Annotated in this window: 14 protein-coding genes; 7 read left to right on the forward strand and 7 right to left on the reverse strand. The window is 70.2% G+C overall.

Features of this window, described 5'->3' with window-relative positions; translation table 11 throughout:
* Positions 1-13: 13 nt before the first annotated feature.
* From ABEB28_RS11970 to ABEB28_RS11985, 4 genes are all read right to left on the reverse strand, one after another.
* Positions 14-1114: an ABC transporter ATP-binding protein gene (locus ABEB28_RS11970; RefSeq protein ID WP_345728112.1), complete on the reverse strand. Its 1101-nt coding sequence runs from the start codon at positions 1112-1114 to the stop codon at positions 14-16.
* On the reverse strand, positions 1111-1914 hold the full coding sequence (locus ABEB28_RS11975; RefSeq protein WP_345728113.1) for an ABC transporter permease: 804 nt from the start codon (positions 1912-1914) through the stop codon (positions 1111-1113). Before ABEB28_RS11975 ends, ABEB28_RS11970 begins: the two co-directional genes overlap by 4 nt.
* Complete coding sequence (locus tag ABEB28_RS11980) at positions 1911-2741, reverse strand: ABC transporter permease (protein WP_345728114.1); 831 nt, start codon at positions 2739-2741, stop codon at positions 1911-1913. The genes ABEB28_RS11975 and ABEB28_RS11980 overlap by 4 nt, the downstream gene beginning before the upstream one ends.
* Positions 2742-2859: 118 nt before the next feature.
* Positions 2860-3936: an ABC transporter substrate-binding protein gene (locus tag ABEB28_RS11985; RefSeq protein WP_345728621.1), complete on the reverse strand. Its 1077-nt coding sequence runs from the start codon at positions 3934-3936 to the stop codon at positions 2860-2862.
* Positions 3937-4376: 440 nt separating this feature from the next.
* Here ABEB28_RS11985 and ABEB28_RS11990 point away from each other — a divergent pair, with 440 nt between their 5' ends.
* Positions 4377-6284, forward strand: coding sequence for a serine/threonine-protein kinase (locus tag ABEB28_RS11990; protein WP_345728115.1), 1908 nt, complete (start codon positions 4377-4379; stop codon positions 6282-6284).
* A gap of 23 nt (positions 6285-6307) precedes the next feature.
* Positions 6308-7081, forward strand: a complete 774-nt coding sequence (locus ABEB28_RS11995) for a universal stress protein (RefSeq protein ID WP_345728116.1) — start codon at positions 6308-6310, stop codon at positions 7079-7081.
* Here the strand turns inward: ABEB28_RS11995 and ABEB28_RS12000 are convergent.
* The gene (locus tag ABEB28_RS12000; RefSeq protein WP_345728117.1) at positions 7078-8556 is read right to left on the reverse strand and encodes a family 8 glycosyl hydrolase; all 1479 of its coding nucleotides are present in this window, start codon (positions 8554-8556) and stop codon (positions 7078-7080) included. The genes ABEB28_RS11995 and ABEB28_RS12000 overlap by 4 nt on opposite strands.
* A gap of 62 nt (positions 8557-8618) precedes the next feature.
* Positions 8619-10211, reverse strand: a complete 1593-nt coding sequence (locus ABEB28_RS12005; protein WP_345728118.1) for an AI-2E family transporter — start codon at positions 10209-10211, stop codon at positions 8619-8621.
* Between the two features lie 346 nt (positions 10212-10557).
* Between ABEB28_RS12005 and ABEB28_RS12010 the strand changes: the two genes are divergently transcribed.
* Positions 10558-11265: a hypothetical protein gene (locus ABEB28_RS12010; RefSeq protein ID WP_345728119.1), complete on the forward strand. Its 708-nt coding sequence runs from the start codon at positions 10558-10560 to the stop codon at positions 11263-11265.
* A gap of 114 nt (positions 11266-11379) precedes the next feature.
* The gene (locus tag ABEB28_RS12015) at positions 11380-11571 is read left to right on the forward strand and encodes a hypothetical protein (protein ID WP_345728120.1); all 192 of its coding nucleotides are present in this window, start codon (positions 11380-11382) and stop codon (positions 11569-11571) included.
* Positions 11572-11809: 238 nt separating this feature from the next.
* Here ABEB28_RS12015 and ABEB28_RS12020 read toward each other — a convergent pair whose 3' ends face one another.
* Positions 11810-12676 carry a winged helix-turn-helix domain-containing protein gene (locus ABEB28_RS12020; protein WP_345728121.1) on the reverse strand — a complete coding sequence of 289 codons (867 nt, stop codon included), beginning with the start codon at positions 12674-12676 and terminating at the stop codon, positions 11810-11812.
* A gap of 437 nt (positions 12677-13113) precedes the next feature.
* Here ABEB28_RS12020 and ABEB28_RS12025 point away from each other — a divergent pair, with 437 nt between their 5' ends.
* The 3 genes from ABEB28_RS12025 (at position 13114) to ABEB28_RS12035 (ending at position 15333) form a co-directional block, all read left to right on the forward strand.
* Positions 13114-13605: an acyl-CoA thioesterase gene (locus ABEB28_RS12025; protein WP_345728122.1), complete on the forward strand. Its 492-nt coding sequence runs from the start codon at positions 13114-13116 to the stop codon at positions 13603-13605.
* A 92-nt stretch (positions 13606-13697) separates the two neighbouring features.
* The gene (locus ABEB28_RS12030; protein ID WP_345728123.1) at positions 13698-14978 is read left to right on the forward strand and encodes a hydroxyacid-oxoacid transhydrogenase; all 1281 of its coding nucleotides are present in this window, start codon (positions 13698-13700) and stop codon (positions 14976-14978) included.
* A gap of 169 nt (positions 14979-15147) precedes the next feature.
* The gene (locus ABEB28_RS12035; RefSeq protein WP_345728124.1) at positions 15148-15333 is read left to right on the forward strand and encodes a hypothetical protein; all 186 of its coding nucleotides are present in this window, start codon (positions 15148-15150) and stop codon (positions 15331-15333) included.
* Positions 15334-15385: the final 52 nt, after the last annotated feature.

The raw sequence follows: 15385 nt of genomic DNA on the forward strand, positions 1-15385 counted from the left end.
ACAGCTCGATCCACTAAGCGTGCGCGGGTGGGGACAGCTGGGCGGCGGTCGCCGCGACCGGGGTACGGGCGAACGTGACCCGGACCGCGGTGCCCGGCGCCAGCTCCGAGACCGCCGAGCTCGGCACCTGCGCGAGGATCGACTCGTCGCCGGGCATCCGTACCGTCACCCGGCTGCTGGAGCCGAGGAAGGCGGTGGCCACGACCCGCGCGGAGCCCTGCGGATCGGCCGCCACCTGCACCGCCTCCGGGCGCAGGTACGCGGTGACCGCGGTGCCGCGTGGGCCGACGTCCGGATCGGCGAGGGGCAGGACCTGGCCGAGAACCTCGACGCTCCCGCCGTCCCTGACCTCGCCGGGCAGTCGGTTGCTCAAGCCGACGAACTCCGCGACGAACGCAGTGGTCGGGCGCGCGTACACGTCCTCCGGAACTCCGATCTGCTCCAGGTTGCCCGCCCGCATCACCCCGACCCGGTCGGCGACGGCGAGGGCCTCCTCCTGGTCGTGGGTCACGAACAGCGTCGTGGTGCCCACTTCCAGCTGGATCCGGCGGATCTCGTCGCGCAGCTGCACGCGGACCTTCGCGTCCAGCGCGGAGAGCGGCTCGTCGAGCAGCAGCACCGCCGGACGGATGGCCAGCGCACGGGCGAGCGCGACCCGCTGCTGCTGACCCCCGGAGAGCTCGTGCGGATACCGGCCGGACTGGGCAGCCAACCCGGTCAGCTCCAGGACTTCGGCGGCCCGCTTGCGACGCTCCGCCGACCCCACCTTGCGCAGCCGCAGTCCGAACTCGACGTTCTCCGCAGCGGTGAGGTGCGGGAACAGGCTGTACGCCTGGAAAACCATGCCCATGTTCCGCCGGCTGGCCGGCACCCGGGTCACGTCCTTGCCGCCGACGGTCACGGAGCCGGCGTCGGCGTCCTCCAAGCCGGCCAGGACCCGCAACGCGGTGGTCTTGCCGCAGCCGGACGGGCCGAGCAGCGCAACCAGCTCTCCCGGCGCCAGCGTGAGGTCGAGACCGTCGAGCGCGTGCACGGTGCCGAACGTCCGCCGTAGCCCGACCAGAGCGACTTCGACGCTGTCCTTTCTCAGATCAGCAATGACAGCTCCGGTCACGATGCCTCCTTGGACCGACGTCGGCGACCGACGAACGAGAGCGCGAACAGCAGGACGAACGCGAGCACGAGCGAGACCAACGACACCGCGACCGAGATCGTGGCGCTGCTCTTGCCCAGCAGGTTGATCGCGACCTGCAGGTTCTCGCGGTTGAGCAGGGACGCGATGGTGAACTCACCGAGCACCAGCGCGACCGACAGGAACGCGGCGGACAACACCGCGGACCGGATGTTCGGCAGCACGACCCGCCACAGCACGGTGCCCCAGCCGGCGCCGAGACTCCGGGCCGCCTCCGACAACGTCTTCACGTCGATCGCCGAGAGACCGGCGTCCAGGGCCCGGTAGGCGAACGGGAGGACGAGGACCACGTACGCGAACGTGAGCGTCAGCGAGGATCCGCCGACGAAGTACGTCACCCACGCGTACACCGGCGCCAACCCGACGACCAGCACGATCGCCGGGATCGTCAGCGGAAGCAGGCAGAGGAACTCCAGCGGCCGCCGTAGCCACGGTAGCCGCAGCCGCACCCACACCATGGTCGGGACCAGCAGCACGAGCATGAGCAGCGCGGTGAGCGCCGCCTGCTCCAGCGAGTACACGACGCCGGCCGAGAGGTCGGGGTAATCCTCCTGGATCTGACGCCAGTCCAGCAGCGTCTTCCAGACCTCGGCGGTACGGCCGTCGGGGGCCCGGGTGGTGAACTCCAGCATCGCGTAGAGCGGGAGCAGGAAGAACACCCCGAGGACGACGAGCACGGTCCAACGGAACAGGCGTTGCTTGCGCCTGCGGGCGGCGTTCATCCGAGCCAACGAGAAGTCCGGCGCTGGAGCAGCGCGTAGAGCCACATCACGACCGCGACGACCACGACCATGCCGAGGGCCAGCGCCTTACCGACGTTCTCCTGACCGAGCAGCACCTCGCTGGTGAGCGCGTTGCGGATCTGCAGCGGCACGATCGGGGCACCCTGGCTGACCAGGGCGGCCGCGGTCGCGTACGCCGAGAACGCGTTCGCGAACAGCAGCAGCGTCGAGCCGAGGAACGCCGGGGCCAGTAACGGGCCGCCGACCAGGCGCCAGTACTGCCAGGTCGAGCCGCCGAGGCTCTCCGCCGCCTCCCGCCACTGCGGCCGGATGCCGTCCAGAGCGGGCAGGAACACGATCACCATCAGTGGGATCTGGAAGTAGGTGTAGACCAGCGTCAGACCCGGCAGCTCGAACAGCCAGACGCCGCCGGAGAAGATGTTCACGTCGTAGTGGTCGGCGAGGTAGACCGTGACGAATCCGGTGAGGCCGATCGTCGCGTAGAACGCGAACGCCAACGTGACGCCGCCGAACTGCGCGAGCACGGCGCAGGCCGAGGTGACCAACCGGCGGAGCATCCCGTCCGGCTTCGCCGTGGCCACCGCGTAGGCGAGCAGCGCACCGAGAACCGCGCCGATCAGCGCGGATCCCGCCGAGAGCGAGACGCTGAAGACGAACGCGTCGACGACCTGGCGATTGCCGAGCGCCTTGATGTTCTCCAGCGTCGCGCCGCCGCCGTCCTCCGGGTTGGCGCCGAAGGCCCCGATCACGACGACCAGCGTCGGGATGATCAGGAAGACGACGACGTAGGCGCCGAACGGCACCACCCCGAGCAGGCTCAGCAGTGATCGGCGATTCAGGCGCTTTCGCCCGCCCGCCCCACCCTCCGATACGGAGAGTGGGGCGGACACTGAAGGCGCGGTCAGCGCCTCGACTCGTCCTGACTCAGGCAACGGCCTTCGCCCAGTTCGCGGCGAGGTACTCCTTGGCCTTCGTGGTCTGCGCCTCGGTCTGGAAGACCGGGGTGCCGGTCACCGCGGGCAGCTTCGCGAACGCGTCCTTGTCGATCGTGCCGGCCTTCTCCATGGCGTCGGCGCGCACCGGACGGGCCCCACCGGCGAGCCAGAGGTTCTGGCCCTCGTCGGAGTAGAGGAACTCCTGCCAGAGCCGCGCGGCGGCCGGGTTCGGCGCGTCCTTGTTGATCGCCTGGACGTAGTAGCTGCCGACCACGGCGTTCGCCGGGACGACGGTCTTCCACTCGACCTTGCCCTTGAGCTTCTCGCCCTGGCCGACGTTCAGGTAGTCCCAGTCGATGACGACCGGGGTCTGGCCCGACTCGATCGTGGCGGGCGTCGGGTCGACCGGCAGGAAGTTGCCGGCGGCCTTCAGCTTCTTGAAGAACTCGACGCCCGGCGCGATGTCGTCGGCGGAGCCGCCGTTACCGAGCGCGGCCATCACGACACCGCTGAACGCCGCACCGGCCTGCGTCGGGTCGCCGTTGAGCGCGACCTTGCCCTTGTACGCGGGCTTGAGCAGGTCGTTGATGCTGGTCGGAGCCGGAACCTTGCTGGAGTCGTAACCGATCGACATGTAACCGCCGTAGTCGTTCACCCAGAGGCCCTTCGGGTCCTTGAGCTCGGCGGGGATGTCGGCGAACGTCTGCACCTGGTACGGGGCGAACAGGTCGGTGTTCGCGGTCGCCACCGCCGGCCCGAGGTCGAAGACGTCCGGCGCCCGGTCCTGACCCTTGAGCGACTTGGCGGCGGTGATCTCGTCGGCGCTGGACGCGTCCGGCTGCGCCGAGTTCACCTTGATGTCGTACTTGTCCTCGAACGCCTTGATGATGTTGCCGTAGTTGGCCCAGTCCGGCGGGAGCGCGATGACGTTGAGCTCGCCCTCCTTCTTCGCAGCGGCGACGAGGTCTTCGAGGGTGCCGAAGTCCTTCGCGCTGGTGGCCTCGGCCGCCTTCGCGGTGTCACTGTCGCTGGACTTGTCGTCTTCCGGCGGCGAGCAGGCCGTCATCGCCAAGGCGAGCGCCGCCGCGGTCGTCAGCGCCGCGACCCGACCGAATCGGCGGGCGAGAGGGTTAAGCACTGGTCCTCCTTCACACAGACGGTTCCCATGAACCGTCCGAGGCGACCCGCACCGGTGGAGGTTGTTCACCGACATTGCGGGACCAGGCAATTCGTACCGCTGAGAACAGGCGTATTCCAGATCTGTTTCCGTTTTGCGACCTTGCCAGCCAGACATTCAGCCGGAAGAAACTCGGCGTTGGTCCAAATCCGGCAAACTCGGTCTCCTGCTGTGTGCCTCGTCACTGCCCGCTTGACCTGCTAAAGCATGCTTACCGAGGCGACCGGCCTGGCCAGAGGCCGTCCCCGACGCCGACCTATCCCCCGTTCAACGGACACAGTGGAGAATCGGTATCGTTTCGGTGACGGACTCGGGGGTACCTCAGAGCGATGGCCGACACGCAGCAGACGGTCTTGGCGGGCCGGTACCGCCTGGTCGACCAGCTTGGACGCGGCGGTATGGGGACGGTGTGGCGTGCCCATGACGAGCTGCTCGATCGTGACGTCGCCGTCAAGGAAGTTCTGCTGCCTCCCGGCGTCGACGACGAGACCCGCGACGACCTGCTGGAACGCACGAAGCGGGAAGCCCGTGCCGCCGCTCGGCTGAGCCACCCGAACGTCGTCACGGTCTTCGACGTCGTCGAGGTCGAGGGCCGGCCGTGGATCGTCATGGAGCTGGTCAAGGCGCGCGGGCTGAACCAGCTCGTCCGCGACGAAGGCCCGCAGCCTCCGGAGCGGGTCGCCGAGATCGGCGTCCAACTGCTCAACGCGCTCGGGGTGGCGCACGCGTCCGGCATCTTCCACCGCGACGTGAAGCCCAGCAACGTGCTGGTCGCCGAAAACGGCCGCGTGGTGCTGGCCGACTTCGGCATCGCCAGCGTGCAGGGCGACCCGGCGATGACGCGGTCCGGCCTGATCCTCGGCTCGCCGTCCTACATCGCGCCGGAGCGAGCCCGCGGCTTGCCCGCCGGGGCCGCCAGCGACCTGTGGGCGGTCGGCGCGACGCTCTACACCGCGGTCGAGGGCCGTCCGCCTTACGACCGGGACGGCATCGTGCCGATCCTCACCGCCGCCGCGATGGAGGACCCGGACCCGTTCGAGAAGGCCGGTCCGCTCGCTCCGGTGCTCACCGCCCTCCTGCAGCGCGAGCCGGAGAAGCGCCCGTCGGTGGAGGACGCGCGGCTCGCGCTCCGACAGATCTCACTCGCGGCGCTGCCGCCGATCCCGGATCGTCCACGGCGCCGGACCTCGGCCGCCACCGCCGTCCTGCCCACGCCCGATTCGCTGACGCCGACCAGTCCGGCGGCCGCCGGTGCCGCCTCGGACGCGGCTGCCGCCGAGGCGGTCGCCCCGGCCAGCCCCGCGGCGCCGACCAGCCCCGCCCCGGCCGCACCCCCACCCACGCAGCGCACGCCTCCGGAAAAGGCGGCGGTCAATCCTGCTCCGGTGTCGCCCGCCGCGGCCGAGGAGGTTCAAGCGGTCTCCCCGGCGGCGACCGGCTTCGCGTCCGAACCGGCGACGAAGACGCCGCGCCGCGCGTCGGTCCCGCTGGCGGACGACGTACCGGAGAGTGATGCTCCGGCGGCCGGCCGAGGTCGGCTCCTCGGCGTGGTGACGGCCGTGGTCGTCGTCCTGCTGGTGGTCGCCGGTCTCGCGTACGCGCTGAACAACCGCTCGGACGACTCCGACGACCCGACGCCTGCCGCGTCGTCGCCCGCACCGTCCGCTGCGGGCACCCAGGCTCCGTCGCCCGGCTCCACCGCCCAGAACAGCACCCCGTCCGCAGGGGCGAACCCGAGCACCGCCGGGACGCCGAGCGCGGGCGCGCCCAGCAACGGCACGCAGAGCACCGCGCTCCCGGCCGGCTGGCGCCGGGTCACCGGACCCGGCGGGTACTCGATCGGCGTCCCGAACGGCTGGAGCACCAGCAACAGCGGCGACGGTTTCCGCGTCGACGGCAACAACGGCTTCTTTCTGCTGATCCAGGCGTCGGACGCGCCGAAGCCGGACGCCAAGGCCGACTGGCAGCAGCAGGAGGCCGAGCGACGCGGACGCCTTCCCGGCTACCAGCGGATCAGCATCGAGTCGGTGCAGTACCGCAACTACAAGACCGCGGCCGACTGGCAGTTCTACCTCAACCGCGGCCAGGGGCAGATCCACGTTCTCAACCGAGGTTTCGTGACGTCCCCGACCCAGGCGTACGGCTTCTGGTTCGAGGCGCCGCAGAGCGAGTGGAACGAAGCGCTGAGATTCTTCGAAACGTTCGCCAACACGTTCGAGCCCGCTCCCGGTAGCTGACGCCCCTCTCGGACAATGGGGGCATGACGGAAGCGCGGCCGATCGTCGTCGGAGTCGACGGATCTCCGGAGAGTCGGTACGCGATCGCCTGGGCGGCGCCGGAGGCGGTCCGCGGCGGATACCGGCTGCGGCTGGTGCACGCGGTGTCCGCGCGGGGGCAGGAGGACGGTGTGCTCGCCGCGGCCAAAGAGGTGGCCTGCGCCGCGGCACCCACCGTCGACGTCGAGACGGCGCTGGTGACCGGCGGTCCAGCCAGTGCGCTGCTCGCCGAGGGCCAGGACGCGGCGTACCTGGTGGTCGGCGCTCGCGGCGAGACCGGGTTCGCCGGGTTGCTGCTGGGCTCGGTCGCGCTGCAGCTCGCTCAGTACGCGCCCGGGCCGGTCGTGGTGGCGCGGCCGCTGGAGAAGCGCACCGGGCGACTCGTCGTGGGGGTTGACGCCTCCGACGAAGCCGCCACCGCACTCCGCCTAGCGGGTGCCGAGGCCGACCAGCGCGGTGCCGATCTCGTCGTCCTGCACGCGACCCGGGATCCGATCTCGCCGCGCGTCCGGGCGGCGATCGACGCCGCGGTGGCACGCGTTCAGGCGCTGGCACCGGACGCGCACGTCGAGGGGCGAGTCGTCCAGACCCATCCGGCCGAGGCGCTGATCGAGGCGTCGGGCGACGCCGACCTCGTCGTCGTGGGGTCTCGGGGCGTCGGGGGCTTCCGGGGCATGCTGCTGGGATCGGTCGCCGCTGCGGTGCTGCACCACGCCCGCAGCCCGGTCGCGGTGATCCGTCGACGACCGGAGAGCTAACGGACGCCCGGCGTCCACCAGTTGCCGGTCAGCACCAGCATGACCTGCAGGCTGATCGTGGCCGGGTAGTACGCGTCCCGGCGGACCGGTGTCGTGGTCAGGTAGTGCCACTGGGCGTCGATCCAGCGCTGCCCGTTCCGGTCGAGCATGGCCGGCACTGCGAACGGCACGACGAACGCCGGCTCCACGTCGCCGGTGAGCGCGGAACCGTTCAACGCGTACCCGGCCCGGATCCTGGTCGGTTCGTCCCCGCTGGTGTGCCGCGCGAACGCGTTCAGCGCAGCGGCCGCCGCCATCGAGCGCGGTTCCCCCGACAGCACCGCGTCGGTCCCGACCCGCCAGGGCACCCGGCACGCGTTCCACCAGTACTGGCCGTCGTTCTCGCTCTCCAGCACCTCGCCCTCGGCCGGCCGTGGCGTCCGGTCGATGTGCGTCACGAAGTCCGGCAGCAGCCCGGTGCGCGGCGCGTACTCCGACTGCAGACGGGTGATCAAGCCGAGGTGGGCCTCGAGGACGCGATCCCAGAACGGGTCGCCGGTGACCGCGCGGAACGCCCGGAAGTGGCCGAGCATCCAGTCCGAGGAGCGGGAGATCCGGCTCACCTCGTCGTCCCCGTCCCGCGCCCAGTCACCGGCCCTGACCAGGTACGAGCGAGGGTCGACGACGCTCCGCTTGATCGCCTCGATCCGACGGCGCGCCAGGTCCAGGTAGGTGGTGCCGCCCCACTGCTCGTGCGCGAGCAACAGGCCGTAGGCGATGTCCAGATCGGCGTCCGCGGCCGAGTCACCACCGTTGACGCTCTCGCAGCGATCGTTCTGCTCGGCGGCGTGCAGGTCGTGGTCGATCGACGACGGATGCGCCAGCACGTACCGCAGGATCGCGTCGAACTGTTGCTGGGCGTTCGGGTCGGCGCCGGCCATCAGGGCGGTGATCACGAGCCCCCAGCCCTGCCCCTCGCCGACGTACGGCAGGTCGGCGTCCGGGGAAGCCACCGCGGCCCAGTTCTGCCCGCACGGACGCTGGCGCACGAACGCTGCCTGCCACTGCCGGTAGTGGGCGACGACGGCGTCGTTCAGGCTCTCCTGCGGACCGGACGGGCGGATGACCGCGCCGCGGTAGGAGGCTCTCCGGAGACTGCCGAACGGTACTGCGACGGATCGTTCCTGCGGATACAGCGCGTCCCCCTGTGCCGGTACCATCGTCGGCGTCGACGTGGTGAGCGCCGGACGCCGTTCACTCGTGACGATACCGCCGCCGAGCCCGTCGCCTTCGGGAGCGGTTTCCAGCAGGCTGGACGCTGTCGGCACCCCACCGACCATCAGGGTGGCGACTCCACCCGCAACCGCCGCGGCTCGACGACGCGCACGGCGGATCCGCCGTCGCCGGGTGCGCGGCCCCTCGGGGCCGTCCGGATTACGGCGGTAGACGTAGGGCTCGTCCCGCGCGGGCTGGTCAGGGGCCACCGGCCGCGACATGGCGGGGTCCTTCCGAAACGGAACTAATGGCACATTTAGTGCGATTTTAGGCCACTAGTTACCTATTGCGCGGCCCCGTTCCCCGGACGTGGTGCCGACGTCGACACCGGCGTGACCTTGACCTCCACCGCGACCTCCTCGATCGCGGGCACCTCCGCCACGGGTGACTCACCGGACCGCACGCCCGCCACGTCCTCGGTGCGCTCCGGCGCCGTCGACGTCTCCGGAGCCGCCGGAGCGGCCAGCGACCCGTCCGCGTGGTGCGGGGCGTCCTCCCCGTGCCGAGGGGGCACGGGAGGCAACGGCTCGATCGGAATCTTCGCCATCGCCTTCGGATCGTGGATCGGGTGCTCCTCGACCTCGTACCGGCGGATGTACGACCCGACGAACGTCTGGCTGATGGCGGTGAACGGGATCGCCAGGATCGCCCCGATCGGCCCGAGCACGGCGGCACCCGCCAGCACGGCACCGAAGGCCACGGCCGGATGCAGGTCGAGCGTCCGCGCAGTGATCTTCGGCTGCAGCAGGTAGTTCTCCACCTGCTGGTAGATCACCACGAACGCGAGCAGGAACAAGGCATCCACCGGGTCGGATACCAACGCCACGATCATCGGCAGCGTCGCCGCCAGGTAGGTACCGACGGTGGGGATCAGCTGGGAAACCAGCCCGACCCAGAGCGCCAGCGCCACCGCGTACGGGACGCCGAGCATCGTCAGCACGATGTAGTGCGCAAGCGAGGACACCAGCGCGAGCAGGAGCCGGGAGTACAGGTACCCGCCGGTCTTGTCGACCGCGATCTCCCAGGCCCGCATGACGTCCCGCTGGCGGGCCGGCGGCAGCACCGAGCACAGCGACCGACGCACCCGGGGTGCGTCCGCGCAGAGGTAGTAGCCGAACAGGATCACGGTCAACGTCTGGAAGATGACGCCGAACACGCTGGTGCTCAGATCGACCGCGTTCGTCGCGACGCCCTCCAGCCAACGCCGTACCGGACCGTCGTCAGCCGTGACCTGGTTCTGGATCTGCTGGATCGAGATGTTCGTATCGAACGTGCTGTTGATCCACTCGATCGTCAGGTCGAGGTACTGCGGGAACCGCGCGGAGAGCGTCGTCACCTGGGAGATCAGCAGCGAGCCGACCGCCACCATGAACCCGATCAGCGAGAGGAGCACCACGAGCATCGTCACGCCGGTGGCCGCGCCCCGACGCCACCCGCGACGCGCCAGCCAGTTCACGGCCGGTTCCAGCGCGAAGGCCAGGAACTGCGCCAGCAGCAGCAATCCGATCAGGTCGCGCAGCCGACCGAGCAGCCACCAGGTCAGGAAGAACACCGACACGGTGAGCGCCGCGAGCACGAAGGCCCGAGGGAGCCACCGCGGCATCTGGTCGCTGCGACGCCGATCCCCCGGCGCTCGGTGGCGTTCGGCGTCGTCCCGGCCGAACGTCGGGTCGCCCAAGTCGTCGACGGACGCCGCTCGCCGCGGGTCGGGGCGCCCGTGGTCGGAGTCCGGCTCCGCCAGCGGCGCGTCCATGTCCGGGTCGGGCGCGGACAGGTGCCCGCTCCGGTGTCGGCCACTCGGTCGCCCCGCCGCCACGCGCTGCCAAGCGGCCCTGGCGTAGGCGGGAAGAGCGAGCAGACGCTCGCGCTTGGCCATCCCGCCCCTCCCCTTGGGTGTTACCAGCCCGATCGCTTCACCTCGGAGAACGCCGGAGGCTGAAGCGGGTTCAGTGCCACGAGGATACGGCGACCACGCACGGCATGGATCGGCCCACTGCCGCGCGGGCTCGAGGGACCCGCGCACCGCTTCCATGCGGTTGCGGACGCTGTTTAATCTGTGCGTCGATGAAGGGTCTGACACGGACGTGTGAAGGACCACCTAGGATGGACAGGACTCTTCCAACCCGAATCGGTCCCGATTCGGGTTCAGTCCGTCCTGAGCTGGGCACGACAGTGTCAGCCCATCGAGACGTTCACCCCTCAGCTAGGAAGGAGGAGCCTGGATGGTTCTCTTCGTCACCATGGTCGTCCTGGCGGTCGCCGTCGCGACAACCGTGACCGCGCGCGACCGGAAGCGCCGCCAAGGTAGGGGGCAACGCGCGATGACCGCCCTCTCGATCACCGGCGGCGTGCTCTGGACGGCCGCCGCAGCCGGCCTCGCGGTCATGAGCGGCGTTCACCCGGTGCTCCTCGCGCTGGTCGGCGCCTCGCTCGGGTACGCGGTGCACCGGCTCACCCAGCGCGCCTTCGCCACCCGGAACGAGCAGCGTCCGACCGCACTGTTCCTGCTGAACCGCCGGCGCACCCCGCGCTCGGCGTCGGCCGACGACATCACGTTGACGCTCGACACGATCCGGACGCTGGACCTGGAGCAGTCCGAACGCGAGCCGCTGCACTGGTCGGTGGTGGCCGCCGCAGGTACCGCGGCCACCGCACTCGAGGGGTACTGGGCGTACCAGCACCTCATCGCCGGCGGCGGAGTGTTTTCCGACCTCTCCGCGCTGGCCGGATTCGCGCTGCTCGCCACGCTGACCGTCGCCCTCACCGGCGTCGCGGGCCTGGCCGTGCACATGCGGTCGACGCCGCGCCTCGACCCGGCATCGCAGCAGATGCCGGCGCCGAGCGAGATGCCGACGATCGCGTTCACGCCGATTCAGGTCAGCAAGGGCAGCCGGCGTCGCTCCCGACCGACGGCGTCCGCGAGTCGCTGACCCACCACTACCGGGAGCCCCAATCCGGTCGTAGGCTCCTTAATTAGCGCGAAATTGCCTGACCCGACCGCGAGCCCTTTCTTCGATTACCGAGCAGGCCGCAGAGGAGATGCCATGACGCCGCGCAGCTTTCCGTACTCGCCCGATATCGAGGCCGATCTGACCGACGTCGCCGAGCAGTCGCGCACGCTGGTGGACGAGGACGACGACACGACGCTTCCGCCGCTCGGCAATGCCGAGGTGCCGGACGCGGACGCGATCGAACAGTCCCGCGCCGTTCCGATCGACGAGGACGACTACCGCTAGGGCATGTTTCAAAGGTTCAGGCCGCCGTGGGCGTGGTCCAGGCGGCGGTCCGGCAAGGCGGAGGTTCGTCCGGATACCGTTTTTGTATCCGGACGGGCCGACAACGCGGCCGGTCGTCGTCTGGCCTCGGCCACGGCGGGTTGCTGGCCTTCGAAGCACGCCCTTGGCCTGGCTAACGGGCCGTCAGGGTTGGCGGGTGGCCTGTAACCGCCAACCCTGACGGCTGCCCGGGTGGCCGTCAGGCACCCTCGTGCACGACGGCGATCCGCTCCGCCGCGTCGAGCCGGTATCCGACCCCGCGAACCGTGGAGATCACCGGACCGGTGCCCTCGACCTTGGCCCGCAGCCGCCGCACGTGGACGTCGACCGTGCGCTCGCCGCAGATGACCTGGTGCCCCCAGACCAGCCGGAGCAACTGGGGCCGGTCGAAAACCCGCCCGGCGTGCTCGGCCAGGAAGAGCAGCAGATCGAACTCCCGGCGGGTGAGCAGCAGTTGCTCCCCGTCGAGCAGGGCCACCCGGCGGGCGGGGTAGATCTGCAGCGGTGCCCCTGCTGCTGCGGGCTGTCCCGTCGGCGCGGCCGGACCGGGGGCGACGCGCGCCGCCACCGGAGCCTCGGCTGCTCGCTGCTCGACCGTCTTCGGCTCGGCGGACCACGGGGCAGGCGCGACGAACGCCGGCAGGGGCACCGGCGACGAGACCGACCCGCCGACCGACGTCGGAGCGGGCACCGGCGTCGGCCGCGCGCCGGACGTCCAGGTGGCACGGCCCGGTTGTGACGGAAGCGTGGTGACCGAACTCAGCGCGGGCCGACCGGTCCGGGGAGCGCTGTTCCCGGCGCCGATCTGTAGCCCCACAGCGGCGGAGACCTCGGTGCTCGGCGATTCGGCGCCGGTCGAGTCGACCAGGTCGCGGATCTCACCGGCCAAGCGCGTCGCGGTCTCCAGCGCCTTGTGACCGGAGACGGCTACCTCGACCAGGATCGTCGCCGACGAGGGGGATGCGGTACTTCGGGGCGCTGCGACCCGGCCGGCGGGGGTGGTGGTGCGGGGACGCTGCGGCGCGACGCGCGGTCGGGCGTTCTGGGCGACGGGCTGTACGGTCATCGGCTGCTCCTGGCAGGGGGACGCGACCACAGCTCGGGGCGTGGTCGACGGCGTCGGGCGAAGAGGGGTCGGCGGATGCAGACGGCGTAGGAAGCAACGGTCCGACTACGCCGTGGACCGGCCGGTTGCCGTACTCAGGCTGTGTTGCCTCGTCAGGAGCGCCGACAGCGCGCGCTGGATGCGCGTCCGAGGTCGACGTAGAGGCGACCGGTCAAGTTCCAGGCGTCGCTCATGACGTCAGTCTTTCAGAGACGGGTCAAGAAAACAATTCCTATCGGCATAGTAGGTAGAGGCGAGTGAACCATGCCACCACGGCGGCAAAAGTTGTAACGGAATGCACAAGAATCTCGCCCAACTCACTCACCTGAACTGGCAAGACGCGCCACATTCCCCGATATCTCCGGTACCGCGCGGTTTCACCGAGGCACGATGACGCCATGCCGAACCTTCCGACGCGAGCCACGTTTCCCGTGCTCAGAGACGTGCCGACCCGCTGGCACGACAACGACCACTACGGCCACGTGAACAACGTCGTGTACTACGCCTACTTCGACACCGCGGTGAACGGCTGGCTGCTCGACGCCGCCGGCCGCGACATCCGCGAGCTCCCGGCGATCGGGCTGGTCGTGGAGACGTCCTGCCGCTACTTCCGGCCGGTCGGCTTCCCCGACCGCCTCGAAGTGGGCCTCGGCGTCGCGAAGCTCGGAAGGTCCAGCGTCGTCTACCGCTTGGCGGTGTTCCGGGAGGGCGACGACGAGGCAGTGGCGCTCGGACGGTTCGTCCACGTCTATGTCGACAGCGAGAGCAGGCGGACACTGGAGATCCCTCCGGTGCTGCGCAACGTGTTGGCACCGCTCGCCGAGAAAAGTGCCCCGACGTTCGCCGCCGCCGATCTGCTCGAAGCCACCCGTGAGGGGAGTTCCCGATGACGGACCCTATGAACCCTTTTCGACCTCCGACCTTCTCCGAGGTGGAGCCGCCTCAGCCACCGCCGGTCGAAAAGAGTTCACTGACTGAATCCGTGTTCACCTGGGGCGCACCGCCGTTGAAGTACGGTCCGGGCGCGGTCGACGAGATCGGCTACGACGTTTCGCGCCTCGGCGTCCGCAGGGTGCTGGTCCTCACCGACCCCCGGATCGCCGCCACCGGGCTGGCCGCCCGGATCGGTGAGGCACTGAAGGCGGCCGGCGTCGACCACGAACTCTACGACCAGGTGCACTGCGAGCCGACCGACGACAGCCTGCGTGCTGCGGCCGCCGCCGCGACCGAGCTCGCCGGGGCCGAGGCATTCGACGGGTTCCTCGCGGTCGGCGGCGGTTCCGTGATCGACACCGCCAAGGCCGTCAACCTGCTGAGCACGTCCGGCGGCGACCTGATGGACTACATCAACAAGCCGGTCGGCGGGGGCCTGGCTCCGCGGAAGCCGACGAAGCCGCTGATCGCGGTCCCCACCACCGCCGGAACCGGGTCGGAGAGCACTCCGGTCTGCGTTCTGGACATCCTCGGTCTGAAGGTGAAGAGCGGGATCAGCCACCCGTCGCTGCGTCCGGTGCTGGCCGTCGTCGACCCGCTGGTGACGCTCTCGCTGCCCGCCGCGGTGACCGCGGCGTCCGGAATGGACATCGTCTGCCACGCGCTGGAGTCCTACACCGCGCGGCCCTACACCAGCTTCCTGCGGCACGCCGCGGACGCCCGGGTCGCGTACAACGGCTCGAACCCGGTGTCCGACACCTGGGCGGAGAAGGCGCTCGCGCTGATCGCCCGGAGCTTCCGGCGCGCGGTGCTGGTCGGCACCGACCTCGCGGCGCGCTCGGACATGATGATGGCCGCGACGTTCGCCGGTATGGGCTTCGGCAACGCGGGCGTCCACATCCCGCACGCCTGCGCGTACCCGATCGCGGGCATGGTCCGCGATTACCGACCCGCCGGCTACGACGTCGACGAGCCGATGGTGCCGCACGGCCAGTCGGTCTCGCTGACCGCACCGGCCGCGTTCCGCTTCACGTTCCCCACCGATCCGGACCGCCACGTCCGCGCCGCGTCGCTGCTGTCCGGCGGCCGGTCCTCCGGTGGGGCCACCGCCGACGCGGCGCCGGCCGACCGACTGCCCGAGGCACTGGTCGCGCTGATGCGCGACATCGGGATCCCGTCCGGTGTCGCCGCGGTCGGGTTCACGTCCAACGAGGTGGACGCACTGGTCGAGGGCGCGCTCAAGCAGCAGCGGCTGCTGAACGTCGCACCTCGTGAGGTGACCGCCGAAGACCTGGCCGGCATCTTCCAGGCGTCGCTGGAGAACTGGTAGCCGCGCCCTGCGCCACCCCTTCGGATGGACCAGAGTTTCGGTCTGATCAGGACGGGGAATTGGGGGCGCATGTAATGAGGATTGTTCAGCCTCCCACCTTTGCCCAGCTCACCACCGGTGAGAAGGGCCGGCCGAGCAACCCTCACTCCTAACCCCCAAGGAGCCATGCATGTTTGCCATCCTGGCCGCGGTCACGTTCGGGATCTTGCTGTTCCTGGACCTGATCGACCAGCTCCCCATCGGCGACCTGTTCAACTGGAACACGCTCGTGGCACTGGGTCTGCTGTTCATCGCTCTGCACCTGTGCGGGGTCGGCACCGCGTACCCGGCGCGTTTCCGCGGTCGGCGTCGCTGACCGCAAGTTTCTACCTTCCGATGCCCGGCGGCCGTACGCGGCCGCCGGGCAT

The sequence above is a fragment of the Cryptosporangium minutisporangium genome (assembly GCF_039536245.1).
Lineage (GTDB): Bacteria > Actinomycetota > Actinomycetes > Mycobacteriales > Cryptosporangiaceae > Cryptosporangium > Cryptosporangium minutisporangium.

What these genes read in the sequence shown, in the direction of transcription:
- ABEB28_RS11975 (WP_345728113.1), bottom strand. Translation starts at nt 1,914, where the DNA reads ATGAACGCCGCCCGCAGGCGCAAGCAACGCCTGTTCCGTTGGACCGTG.
- ABEB28_RS11985 (WP_345728621.1), bottom strand. Translation starts at nt 3,936, where the DNA reads ATGACGGCCTGCTCGCCGCCGGAAGACGACAAGTCCAGCGACAGTGAC.
- ABEB28_RS11990 (WP_345728115.1), top strand. Translation starts at nt 4,377, where the DNA reads ATGGCCGACACGCAGCAGACGGTCTTGGCGGGCCGGTACCGCCTGGTC.
- ABEB28_RS12005 (WP_345728118.1), bottom strand. Translation starts at nt 10,211, where the DNA reads ATGGCCAAGCGCGAGCGTCTGCTCGCTCTTCCCGCCTACGCCAGGGCC.
- ABEB28_RS12035 (WP_345728124.1), top strand. Translation starts at nt 15,148, where the DNA reads ATGTTTGCCATCCTGGCCGCGGTCACGTTCGGGATCTTGCTGTTCCTG.
- ABEB28_RS12020 (WP_345728121.1), bottom strand. Translation starts at nt 12,676, where the DNA reads ATGACCGTACAGCCCGTCGCCCAGAACGCCCGACCGCGCGTCGCGCCG.
- ABEB28_RS12015 (WP_345728120.1), top strand. Translation starts at nt 11,380, where the DNA reads ATGACGCCGCGCAGCTTTCCGTACTCGCCCGATATCGAGGCCGATCTG.
- ABEB28_RS12000 (WP_345728117.1), bottom strand. Translation starts at nt 8,556, where the DNA reads ATGTCGCGGCCGGTGGCCCCTGACCAGCCCGCGCGGGACGAGCCCTAC.
- ABEB28_RS12010 (WP_345728119.1), top strand. Translation starts at nt 10,558, where the DNA reads ATGGTTCTCTTCGTCACCATGGTCGTCCTGGCGGTCGCCGTCGCGACA.
- ABEB28_RS11995 (WP_345728116.1), top strand. Translation starts at nt 6,308, where the DNA reads ATGACGGAAGCGCGGCCGATCGTCGTCGGAGTCGACGGATCTCCGGAG.
- ABEB28_RS12025 (WP_345728122.1), top strand. Translation starts at nt 13,114, where the DNA reads ATGCCGAACCTTCCGACGCGAGCCACGTTTCCCGTGCTCAGAGACGTG.